Source organism: Nocardia farcinica, assembly GCF_029867845.1.
Lineage (GTDB): Bacteria > Actinomycetota > Actinomycetes > Mycobacteriales > Mycobacteriaceae > Nocardia > Nocardia farcinica_A.
The window spans coordinates 1-10,711 of record NZ_JARWRU010000734.1 but is presented as its reverse complement, the minus strand read 5'-3'; the positions used below and the strand labels follow the sequence as shown (position 1 = coordinate 10,711).

The 10,711-nt window shown below is 69.2% G+C and carries 11 protein-coding genes and 1 pseudogene; all 12 read right to left on the bottom strand.

What is annotated here, in order from left to right; translation table 11 throughout:
• Positions 1-415, bottom strand: a pseudogene (locus tag QH283_RS16050) (MtrAB system accessory lipoprotein LpqB); the annotation flags it as partial.
• Complete coding sequence (mtrB, locus tag QH283_RS16045) at positions 412-2,367, bottom strand: MtrAB system histidine kinase MtrB (RefSeq protein WP_432420741.1); 1,956 nt, start codon at positions 2,365-2,367, stop codon at positions 412-414. The gene mtrB and the pseudogene QH283_RS16050, both read right to left, overlap by 4 nt.
• Complete coding sequence (gene mtrA, locus QH283_RS16040; protein ID WP_280503791.1) at positions 2,364-3,041, bottom strand: MtrAB system response regulator MtrA; 678 nt, start codon at positions 3,039-3,041, stop codon at positions 2,364-2,366. Before mtrA ends, mtrB begins: the two co-directional genes overlap by 4 nt.
• 136 nt (positions 3,042-3,177) lie before the next feature.
• Positions 3,178-3,834, bottom strand: coding sequence for a dTMP kinase (locus tag QH283_RS16035; RefSeq protein WP_280503790.1), 657 nt, complete (start codon positions 3,832-3,834; stop codon positions 3,178-3,180).
• Positions 3,834-5,318 carry an adenosylhomocysteinase gene (gene ahcY / locus QH283_RS16030; RefSeq protein ID WP_280503789.1) on the bottom strand — a complete coding sequence of 495 codons (1,485 nt, stop codon included), beginning with the start codon at positions 5,316-5,318 and terminating at the stop codon, positions 3,834-3,836. Before ahcY ends, QH283_RS16035 begins: the two co-directional genes overlap by 1 nt.
• Before the next feature lie 97 nt (positions 5,319-5,415).
• Positions 5,416-6,618 (bottom strand): alkane 1-monooxygenase, encoded by a 1,203-nt coding sequence (locus QH283_RS16025; protein WP_432420740.1) that lies wholly within the window; start codon positions 6,616-6,618, stop codon positions 5,416-5,418.
• 148 nt (positions 6,619-6,766) lie between these two features.
• Positions 6,767-7,387: a TetR/AcrR family transcriptional regulator gene (locus tag QH283_RS16020; RefSeq protein ID WP_280503787.1), complete on the bottom strand. Its 621-nt coding sequence runs from the start codon at positions 7,385-7,387 to the stop codon at positions 6,767-6,769.
• Position 7,388: 1 nt separating this feature from the next.
• The gene (locus QH283_RS16015) at positions 7,389-7,571 is read right to left on the bottom strand and encodes a rubredoxin (protein ID WP_280503786.1); all 183 of its coding nucleotides are present in this window, start codon (positions 7,569-7,571) and stop codon (positions 7,389-7,391) included.
• Complete coding sequence (locus QH283_RS16010; protein WP_280503785.1) at positions 7,568-7,741, bottom strand: rubredoxin; 174 nt, start codon at positions 7,739-7,741, stop codon at positions 7,568-7,570. The genes QH283_RS16015 and QH283_RS16010 overlap by 4 nt, the downstream gene beginning before the upstream one ends.
• Positions 7,738-8,973: an alkane 1-monooxygenase gene (locus tag QH283_RS16005; protein WP_280503784.1), complete on the bottom strand. Its 1,236-nt coding sequence runs from the start codon at positions 8,971-8,973 to the stop codon at positions 7,738-7,740. Before QH283_RS16005 ends, QH283_RS16010 begins: the two co-directional genes overlap by 4 nt.
• A gap of 34 nt (positions 8,974-9,007) precedes the next feature.
• Positions 9,008-9,718 carry a wax ester/triacylglycerol synthase domain-containing protein gene (locus QH283_RS16000; protein WP_280503783.1) on the bottom strand — a complete coding sequence of 237 codons (711 nt, stop codon included), beginning with the start codon at positions 9,716-9,718 and terminating at the stop codon, positions 9,008-9,010.
• Between the two features lie 194 nt (positions 9,719-9,912).
• Entirely contained in the window at positions 9,913-10,122 is a 210-nt protein-coding gene (locus QH283_RS15995; protein ID WP_280503782.1) for a DUF397 domain-containing protein, read from the bottom strand.
• Positions 10,123-10,711: the final 589 nt, after the last annotated feature.

Sequence of the window (10,711 nt, the reverse complement as noted above, 5' to 3'; positions counted from 1 at the left end):
CGGACAGCTCGGCCACCCGCTGCGCGCGGATCCGGTAGGTGGCCCTCGTGCCGTCCCGGGACTCCAGCAGCGTGTCCGGGCGCTCCACGATGGTGGTGCCCGCGGTGTCGTCCCACTGCGCCGACGCCGAGGGCGTCATGTACTGGCGGGCGGCCAGATGGCGGCTGGTCGGGTCGGCGGTGGCGGTGAGGAAGTCGCGCAACAGCAGGTCCGGGTCACGACCGGCGATCGGCGGAGTCGGGCCCTCGGCGGCGGGCTCGCGGTCGATGGTCCGCAGCGCCTGCGGCGCGGAGGACTCCGGCAGGCTGGCGCAACCGGTGAGCACGAGCAGCACGACGAGCAACAGCCCGGCCGGTCCCAGCGGCCGACGCCACCGGCCGACGCGACCGGACGACCGGCCGACGCACATCGTCATGTCGGTTCACCTCCGCGTTCGCTGAACACCTGGCTGCCGTTCGTCGCGCTTCCCTCCTCGCCGCCCGGGACGCCACCCGTGGACGAGCCGCCGGCCTCGGCGCCGCCACCGTCGGGATCGTTGCCCGGTGAGTCCGTCCCCGCGCTGCCGTCCGTCGCGCTGTCACCACTCGACGCGCCTTCGGCAGCGGCGGCGCCGCTGTCGGCCGACGTGCCGTTCGCCCCGGACGGCGCGCTCGCGCGCGGCGCGGGCCGGTGCATCGGCACGGTCGGCAGTTCGACCGGGTCGCCCTCGATGGGCACCGGGTCCGAGGCGCGCGGGGCCTGCCTGCGGACGGCGGCCTCGAGCGGCAGCGGGCTGGTGCCCATCTTGCGGCCGCGCACCATCGGCAGGGTGAGCCGGAAGCTCGCGCCGACGCCGAGTTCGCCCCAGGCCTCCAGCTTGCCCGCGTGCAGGTTGGCGTCCTCGACGCTGATCGACAGGCCGAGGCCGGTGCCGCCGGAGCGGCGCATCCGGGAGGGGTCCGAGCGCCAGAAGCGGTTGAACACCAGTTTGTCCTCGCCGGGGCGAAGGCCGACGCCCTGGTCACGCACCACGAAGGCCACGGCGTTGGTGTCGGTGTCGCCGCGCATGCGCAGCAGCACCGGCTTGCCCTCGCTGTGGTCGATGGCGTTCGCGAGCAGGTTGCGCAGCACCCGTTCCACCCGGCGCGGATCGACCTCGGCCACCACCGGATCCTCCGGCAGGTCGGTGACCACCTCGACACCCGCGTCCTTGGCCAGATGGCGCACGGTGGAGATGGCCGCCCGCGCGCACATCCGCACATCCAGCGACTCCACCTGCAACTCGGCCACACCCGCGTCGTGCCTGCTGATCTCGAGCAGGTCGTTGAGCAGGCTCTCGAACCGGTCGAGTTCGGTCACCAGCAGCTCGGCGCTGCGGGTCAGCGCGGGATCGAGCTGGTCGCTGGAGCCGTGGATCAGGTCGGCGGCCATGCGGACCGTGGTCAGCGGGGTGCGCAGCTCGTGGCTGACGTCGGAGGTGAACCGGCGCTGCAGGTTGCCGAACTCCTCGAGCTGGGTGATCTGGTTCGACAGGCTCTCGGCCATCTCGTTGAAGGCCTGCGCCAGCCGCGCCATGTCGTCCTCGCCGCGCACCAGCATGCGTTCCTTGAGGCGTCCGTCGGCGAAGCGGCTGGCGATGCGCGCGGCCGACCGGATCGGCAGCACCACCTGCCGGGTGACCAGCGCGGTGATCGCCGCGAGCAGCACGAGCAGCACCAGGCCGCCGATCATCATCGTGCCGCGCATCAGCGCCAGGCTGCTCTCCTCGTTGGCCAGCGGGAAGATCAGGTAGACCTCCAGCGTCGGCACCTCGGCGCTGGGGCTGCCGATGATGAGCGCGCGCCCGTGATAGCCGTCCGGGTCGTTGACCGTGGCGAACTGGTAGCTGATCTGGTTGCGCTGCACGAAGCGCCGCAGTTCGGGGGGCACCTCCGAGACGGGTCCGGCCTCGGCCTGCTGGGCCGAGCCGCCGATCACGATCAGGGCGGTGTCGAAACTGCCCGCCGCGCCGCTGGAACGGCCGGAGCCGCCGCGATTGGACACCTCGTTACGCGCGTCCATCAGCGCCTTGCGCAGCGGATCGATGTCGTAGATGCCTGCCACCTTGTCCTCGACGGCGACGCGGACCCGGTCGATCTCCTCCTCGGCCGCGTTGACCTTCGCGTCGAGCAGGCGATCGGTGATCTGGCTGGTCAGCACGACACCGAGGATGGTGATGACGATCAGCGACAACGTCAGCGTGGAGACGATGACGCGCAGTTGCAGCGAACGCCGCCACAGATGGCCGAGGGCGGTGCCCAGATCGGTGAACCAGGCACCGATCGGGGCCAGCGACCGTTCCAGTCGTGGAATCACCCCGCGCGAGGCGGGACGCTTCCCATCGATCACGGCGGTCCGGCCTTGTAGCCGACACCGCGGACGGTCAGCACGATCTCCGGGTTCTCCGGGTCCTTCTCCACCTTGGCGCGCAGCCGCTGCACGTGCACGTTCACCAGCCGGGTGTCGGCGGCGTGGCGGTAGCCCCAGACCTGCTCGAGCAGCACCTCACGGGTGAAGACCTGGCGCGGCTTGCGGGCCAGCGCGACCAGCAGGTCGAACTCCAGCGGGGTCAGCGAGATCTGCTGGCCCGCCCGCGTGACCTTGTGGGCGGGCACGTCGATGAGGATGTCGGCGATCTGGAGCTGCTCGGCGGGCTCCTCCACGGTGCGGCGCAGCCGCGCGCGCACCCGGGCGACGAGCTCCTTGGGCTTGAAGGGTTTGACGATGTAGTCGTCGGCGCCCGATTCCAGGCCGAGCACCACGTCGACCGTGTCGGTCTTGGCGGTGAGCATCACGATCGGGACACCAGAGTCGGCCCTCAGCACGCGGCACACATCGATGCCGTTCATGCCGGGCAGCATCAGGTCGAGCAGGACCAGGTCGGGGCGGATCTCACGGACCGCCGCCAGCGCCTGCGTGCCGTCGCCGACCACGTGCGGGTCGAATCCCTCCCCGCGTAGGACGATCGTCAGCATCTCGGCGAGCGCCATATCGTCGTCGACGACCAGAATCTTCGGCTTCATGGTTATATGTTGTCATCTCCCGGTCGTGATTCGGGCCGCCACGCCAAATAATGGCGAGCAGCCGAATAATCGTGGGTCGCGTGAATACCGAGAACAGCCGAATCGGCACGAGCGAACCGGTAAATCCCAACGAACATTATCGAGCGATCATCTCGGCCAGACGGGCGGCCAGCGCCGCCGGATCGTCCTCGGGCCGACAAGTCCACCACGGTCCGTGCCAGTTCCGTTCGGCGAGCTCACGGTACACCGCCAGGGTCCGCTTCTGCAGCCCCCCGTCGCGTTCGTAGGCGTCCAGCGGCCGGTCGGCATCGAGTTCGGTGCGCCTGCGGGCACGTTCGGCCGCCACTTCCGGCTCGACGTCGAGCAGCAGCTGCACGTCGGGCTCGGGCAGGCCGAAGCGGCCGAACTCCAGATCCGCTGTCCAGCCGACGATCTCGCCGTCGGCGTCCTGGTGCAGCCTGGCCGCGTTGTAGGCGGCGTTGGAGGCGACATAGCGATCCAGGATCACGATGTCGTTGGCGGCCAGGGCTTTCGACAGCTCGTCGCGGGCGTCGGCGCGGTCGAGGGCGAACAACAGGGCCATGGCGTAGACCGAGGTGGTGAGGTCGCCGTGCGCGCCGTGCAGCGCCTCGGCGGCCAGATCCGCGTGCACCGAGCGCCCGTAGCGCGGGAAGGCGAGCGTGGCCGCCCGCACCCCCCGCGCGCCGAGGTCGGCCACGACGGCGTCGGTCAGCGTGCGCTTGCCCGCGCCGTCGAGGCCCTCCAGTGCGACCAGCACCTGATCTCGTGCCATCAGTACCGGTAGTGCTCCGGCTTGTACGGGCCCTCGACGTCCACGCCGATGTACTCGGCCTGGTCCTTGGTGAGCTTGGTGAGGGTGCCGCCGAGGGCCTCCACGTGGATGCGCGCGACCTTCTCGTCGAGGTGCTTGGGCAGGCGGTAGACCTCGTTGTCGTATTCCTGCGGCTTGGTCCACAGCTCGATCTGCGCGATGACCTGGTTGGAGAAGCTGTTGGACATCACGAACGAGGGATGGCCGGTGGCGTTGCCCAGGTTGAGCAGGCGGCCCTCGGACAGCACGATGATCGAGCGGCCGGTGTCGTCGAAGGTCCACAGGTCGACCTGCGGCTTGATCTCGAGGCGGGTGGCGCCGGAGTTCTCCAGGGCGGCCATGTCGATCTCGTTGTCGAAGTGGCCGATGTTGCCCAGAATGGCCTGTTCCTTCATCGCCCGCATGTGGTCGAGGGTGATGATGTCCTTGTTGCCGGTCGCGGTGATGACGATGTCGGCGTCGGCGATGGCCTGCTCGACGGTGACCACGTCGAAGCCGTCCATCAGCGCCTGCAGCGCGTTGATGGGGTCGATCTCGGTGACCTGGACGCGCGCGCCCTGGCCTGCCAGCGACTCCGCGCACCCCTTGCCCACGTCGCCGTAGCCGCAGATGAGCACCTTCTTGCCGCCGATGAGCACGTCGGTGCCGCGGTTGATGCCGTCGATCAGCGAGTGGCGGGTGCCGTACTTGTTGTCGAACTTGGACTTGGTGACCGAGTCGTTGACGTTGATCGCCGGGAAGGCCAGCTCACCGGCGGCGGCGAACTGGTAGAGGCGCAGCACGCCGGTGGTGGTCTCCTCGGTGACGCCGCGGACGCTCTCGGCGATGGCGGTCCACTTGCCCTTGTCGGTCCGCAGGCTCTCGCGCAGCAGGTCGAGGAAGACCTTGTACTCGGCGGAGTGGTTCGCGTCCTCGGGCGGGACGACTCCGGCCTTCTCGAACTGGGCGCCGCGCAGCACCAGCATGGTGGCGTCGCCGCCGTCGTCGAGGATCATGTTGGCCGGCTCGCCGGGCCAGGTGAGCATCTGCTCGGCCGCCCACCAGTACTCCTCCAGGGTCTCGCCCTTCCAGGCGAAGACCGACACGCCCTTCGGCTCGTCGACGGTGCCGTGCGGGCCGACGACGACCGCGGCGGCGGCATGGTCCTGGGTGGAGAAGATGTTGCAGCTGGCCCAGCGGACCTCGGCGCCGAGGGCGACCAGGGTCTCGATGAGCACGGCGGTCTGCACGGTCATGTGCAGCGAGCCGGAGATGCGCGCGCCCTTCAGCGGCTGCACGTCGGCGTACTCGCGGCGCAGGGCCATCAGGCCGGGCATCTCGTGCTCGGCCAGCCGGATCTCCTTGCGGCCGAAATCGGCCAGAGCGAGATCGGCCACCTTGAAATCGATGCCGTTGCGGACATCCGCGGTCGGGGTCGTGCGAGCGGGAAGTTCTGAGGTCGTCATCTGCCTCTCCTGGTTCGGCTGTACCGCTGCAAGGCTAGCGCCGCCCGGCGGGCGGGTCGCGCCGCACCTGCACACACGGCCCCCGTCGTCGCGCCGGTCAGACGAGCACGCCGTGCTCGGACAGGATCTTGGCGCGTTTGCGGGGCGCGATATTGGCGCGGGTGATGTCGCCACCGTAGTGGGCGAGCAGCCGCTTATCCATCACCGCCCGCCACAACGGCGGCACGGCGGCGAACAGAATCATGGTCGCGTAGCCCGCGGGCAACTGCGGAGCGACATCGGAGCTGCGCAGGGTCTGGTATCGCCTGCCGGGGTTTGCGTGATGATCGCTGTGACGCTGCAGATGGAACAGGAAGATGTTGGTCACCAACCGGTCGCTGTTCCAGCTGTCGCGCGGCGAGCAGCGCGCCCAGCGGCCGTTCGGGCGCCGCGCGCGCAGCAGCCCGGAGTGGTCGACGTAGTTGACCGTCTCCAGCAGGCCGATGCCGATCACGGCCTGGATCAGCAGCCACGGCAGGATGTGCCAGCCGAAGACCAGCATGAGCCCGCCGAACAGGCCGATCGTCATCGACCACGCCTGCAGGATGTGGTTGTGCACCGACCACCAGCCGAGACCGAGCCTGGCCAGCCGGTCGCGTTCCAGGCCGATGGCGGAGCGGAAGCCGCCGACCACGCTGCGTGGCATGAACTCCCACAGCGACTCGCCCATCCTGGCGCTGGCCGGATCGTCGGGGGTGGCAACCCGCACGTGGTGACCGCGGTTGTGCTCGACGAAGAAGTGGCCGTAGCCGGACTGGGCGAGCGCGATCTTGGCCAGCCAGCGCTCCAGCCGCTCCGAGCGGTGGCCGAGTTCGTGCGCCGCGTTGATGCCGATGCCGCTGACCAGGCCGAGCGTGGTGGCCAGGCCCGCCTTGTCGAGCAGGCTCAGCTCGTCGCCCGCCCACATCGCCGAGGCGACCAGCAGGCCGATCATCTGCACGGGCAGGAACAGGAAGGTGCACCAGCGGTAGTAGCGGTCGTTGGACAGCGCCTCGTAGTCCTCCTCGCGCGGATTGGTGCCGTCCTCACCGACCAGCCAGTCCAGAATCGGGATGATCACCAGGACGATGACCGGCCCGATCCACCAGAAGACCTCCATGCCCGTGCGGAGCACCAGCTGCGACGGCAGCAGTGCCGAGGCGGGGGCGACGAGGCCGAGCACCCACAGGTGACGTTTGGGATCCCGCGCAAGCGCCGATTTGCCGTCCGTTTGCAATCCTGCCCCGCTTGATGAACTACCCGACTTTTCAAGGAAATACATACAGGCTCACCTGCCGTTACAGGGCCACTACCCCTGGAAAGGTGGGCGCCGTTACAATCCGGCCGGTCGGTGCGCCGGCCGCCACGGCTCGAAGTTTAAACGTACAGCATACGTCGGGCAATGCAAAGCGGGTCGATTCGTCGAATGGTCAACCGGCCTCGCGGGCGGCGAGGATGCCGTCCACATAGGGAGTCAGCAAATCGGCGAGCTCGGCCGGTCCGTTGCGGCCGGGACCGGGCGGATTCGGGATGTAACTCAGCGCGATGCGCACAAGCGCGTGGGCGAGGACGTCGGCCTGCGCGGCGCCGGCCTCGACCCAGCTGTGCTCGAACACCGCCGCCAGCCTGGCGGTGGCGTGCTCGACCAGCGGGCCCGCGTCCAGGGTGATCAGCCGCAGCAGGTCCGGCTTGGCCGCACCGGCCAGCAGCGAGCACACCAGCGGGTCGGCGGCCGCGTCGAGGAAGAAACCGGCCAGCCCCTCGCGGATGGCCGCGCGCGCGTCCCCGACGTTCGCCGCCACCGCGGTGCCGACGTGATCGACCAGATCGTCGGCCAGCCGGATGGCGTAGGCCTGCGCCAGCCCCGCCCGCGAGCCGAACTCGTTGTAGAGGGTCTGCCTGCTCACCCCGGCCCTGGCCGCGACGTCGCCGACGGTGATCTTGGCCCAGTCGCGTTCGAGCAGCAGCGCGCGCATGGCGTCCAGGATCGACGCGCGCAGCAGTTCCCTGGTCGCCTCCTGGTAGGGCGAGGACGGCCCGCGGCCTGCCACCTCAGGACCGCTCGATCTCGACCATGAAGAAATCGGCCTTCGCCGCCCCGCAGTCCGGGCAGCTCCAGTCGTCGGGGATGTCCTCCCAGCGGGTGCCGGGGGCGATGCCGTCCTCCGGCCAGCCCTTCGCCTCGTCGTACTCGAAGCCGCACTGCACGCACTGATACAGCTTGTATTCGGTCATCCCGTCGCTCCCATCGGTTCGAAATCGATTTTCTCGCGAACACCGCAATCCGGGCAGCACCAGTCGTCGGGCACCGATTCCCACGGAGTTCCCGCCGGAAATCCCTCGTGCGGATCGCCTCTGGTCTCGTCGTAGACGTATTCGCACACCGGGCAGCGGAACGCGCTCATCGCGCGTCCTGCGCGCCGTAGGCGGCCAGCACCCGCTCGCGCGTGCGCGGATGGATGTTCGCCCGGGTGACGTCGCCGTCGTAGTGGGCCAGCACCCGCTTGTCCATCACCCGGCGCCACAGCGGCGGAACGTAGGCCAGCATGATCATGGTGGCGTAGCCCGCGGGCAGGTTCGGCGCGCCGTCCCAGCTGCGCAGCGTCTGGTAGCGGCGGGTGGGATTGGCGTGGTGGTCGCTGTGCCGCTGCAGGTGGTAGAGGAAGACATTGGTGACCAGGTGGTCGCTGTTCCAGCTGTGCGTGGGCGCGGGCCGCTCGTAGCGCCCGGAGCCGGTGCGCTGCCTGGCCAGGCCGTAGTGCTCGAGATAGTTGACCACCTCGAGCAGGCTGAACCCGAACACCGCCTGCACCAGCAGCCAGGGCAGCAGCCCGATGCCGAAGACCGCGACCAGCAACGCGTACAACGCGACTGTCATCGCCCAGGCCTGCAACACCTCGTTGCGCCAGGTCCACGGGCCGGTGCCGAGGCGTTCCAGCCGCGCCTTCTCCAGCCGCCAGGCCGAGACCAGGCTGCCCTTGACGGTGCGCGGCAGGAACTCCCAGAACGATTCACCCAGCCGCGAGCTGGCCGGATCCTCCTGGGTGGCCACGCGCACGTGGTGGCCCCGGTTGTGTTCGATGTAGAAGTGGCCGTAGCCGGTCTGGGCCAGCGCGATGCGCGAGAGCCAGCGCTCCAGATCGACCTTCTTGTGGCCGAGTTCGTGCGCGGTGTTGATGCCGATGCCGCCGACCAGGCCGATGGTGACGGTCAGGCCGATCTTGTCGGCCAGGTGCAGGCCGCCGTCGATGCCGAGCCAGCTCAGATCGCCCGCGGTGAGCAGGTAGCAGGCCATGACCAGCCCGGCGTACTGGAAGGGCAGGTAGAGGTAGGTCAGGTAGCGGTAGTAGCGGTCGTTCTCCAGGTGGGCGAGCACCTCGTCCGGCGGGTTCTCCCCGTCCGGGCCGATGAAGCGGTCGGCCAGCGGGATGACCAGGTAGAGCAGGAACGGGCCGAGCCAGAACGGCAGGTGGGCCGCGGCGGGCAGACCGAGTTCGTTCAGCGCCCACACCGCGGGCAGCACGATGGTGAACAGTCCGGTGGGGACGAACAGGCCCCACAGCCAGTAGTAGCGCTTGCGGTCGCGCCAGGCCGACAGCTCGGCGGTCCGCTCGGTCGCATCGGCATCAGTCGACATCGTCGTCTCCCTCTGTGCACGCATGTGATGCGCATTACATACAGGATGGACAATACGAGCCGGACTGTCGGCTGTCTAGACAAATCACCGAATTTGTAAACCCGTGACCCGCAAGCCCGGCACGACCCGGCCATGACCGTCCGCCGGGCCCCCCCCGGGGCCCCCGCCGCCCCCGGCGGCGGGGGGCCCCCGCCCCGCGCCGGCTGCCGGGCACGGGCCGAGGGGGCGGCTGCGCGCCTGGTGCGGTTGCGGCGGCGGTCCCGGATTCGGTTGCGGCGGCGAACAACTGCCTGGCCACCTCGGCGGCGCGCCGACCGTCGACCAGGGCGTGGGAGATCTGGAGCACGGACACGGTGGTTGGTTCGCCGGGTGTGCGGCACATCGGCGCGCCGGTCACCCCGCGGAACACGTGGACGCGCCACGGGCTGACGGTCGCGTCCACGCCGGTGCCGAGCAGTCCCCCGACCGCCGCGCGCAGTCCTGCCCAGTCTCCGGGGGCCGGATGTTCGACGAACTGCTCGTCGGAGAAATCGCACGGCGCCAAGGCCGGATAGGCCAGATCACCCGGAACCTCGCGGACGCGGACGCGCAGGTCGGGAACACCGGCGGCGCGGTCGCGCACCAGGGCGCGCAACTCGCGGGCCGGGCGGCCGAGATCGGCGAAGGCGTAGAGCAGGAACAGGTCGTTGTGGCTGCGCGTCGACAACCAGAACATCGTCGCGTCCTGCGCGGCCATCCGATCCATGACCCGAATTTATGGCACCGGCCCGCCCGTCCGAACCTCACTCCCCCGAACCCGGCTGCACCGAACTCCTGTCCCCCGAACTGACCGCCCCCGAACTCACCTGTTCGGGGCAGATGGGCACGTCGAGCACGCTCGGCCCCGAGCCGTCACGCCGGACTCGGGGCCGCCTGCTCACCGTTCGGCGCGGGCGGTTCTCAGCTGCGGTGGAATTCCCCCGCGAAAACGCCGTTGACGAACGCGTCCCATTCGCCCGGCGTGAAGGCGAGCACCGGGCCCGTTCCCCCGTCCTTCGTGTCGCGAACCGCTACATTGCCGTCGTCGAGGAACGCGACTTCCACGCAGTTCCCGTCGGGGCCGCTGTATGAGCTCTTCCGCCACACAGCTCCCGTCACATCAACTTCCACGGCACTAGCTCCTTTGCTGCGTCGAAAACGAGACAACTGATTCCCGGATCGTCTGACTAGCACCGGAATGCGGTGACCAACTTCCGATTCCCGCCGTGCGCCTGGTGGTAGCGCGCCACTCTCCTGTGCGTTGTCATCGCCGTCGGGCTCGAGGTGAGAACACCTGGCGAGGGCGACCCCCGCGTTCCCGACAGTAGCAGCTCGGCCGAGAGTTTGCCCGCCTCTTGCCAATTGGGCTCCGAAAGTTTGCCAAGCTTGCGAAGATACCGAGTTGCCGAATCATTGCCGACGACATTCGGCCCGGCAAACACCCACTCGAGCGCGGTCGCGGGCCGTCGTGATTGTCCCGTGATCGCACTCGGCGGTGTTCCACATCCCCCACCGGGGTGACAATCCGCGCGCAGGCCGGGGATCATGAGGGTTATGGTCGAACGTCCACGCGACGAGGCAGGTCGCGCACGAAATCCACGTCCACGCGACCGCCTCGGCCGGGCCCCTACGGAAGGGAGGGGCGGCGGGGCACCGAATAAAAACAACCGGAAAATGACCCCCCACCAAACCAAATAAATCACCCCGCAAAAATATTTAA